General features: G+C 58.0%; 1 protein-coding gene. It reads right to left on the bottom strand.

From position 1 onward, the window contains the following. Positions 1-131: 131 nt before the first annotated feature. The coding region (locus tag CA598_RS32800; protein WP_218832651.1) for a hypothetical protein at positions 132-381 on the bottom strand (250 nt) is incomplete at its 5' end.

Raw genomic sequence — 381 nt, 5'->3', positions numbered from 1 at the left:
GAGATCGGCCGCGCGCTAGCGGATTATCTCGCGCCTGAAACGGAGGCGACCGCTTGATGGACGGAACACTTTGGGCGGAGGTCGCCAAGAACGGAATATTTGCGGTTGCAGCCGCAGTCATCGCGTGGACCTTATGGAAAGAGATGCGCCGAATGTCCGACGAAGCTCGCGCGCGGGAAGAACGCATAAGCACGGAAGCCAAGACGGAACGCGAACGGATGCACACGGAGTCCCTTGCGCGTGAAGACCGCTTGATGAAGCTGGCGGAAGGACTGACGGATCGATTCGAAGCGCTGGCCGGTCAATACGAGAACCTGGCGCTCGATGTCCGCGATATTAAAACGATAGTACACGGAAAGGATGCTGCGTAAATATGGGCGA

Origin of the sequence: Paenibacillus sp. VTT E-133291 (assembly GCF_002264395.1) — a bacterium.
In the GTDB taxonomy this organism is placed as follows: Bacteria; Bacillota; Bacilli; order Paenibacillales; family Paenibacillaceae; genus Paenibacillus_AQ; species Paenibacillus_AQ nitricinens.
This window is presented reverse-complemented; position numbering and strand designations above follow the sequence as displayed.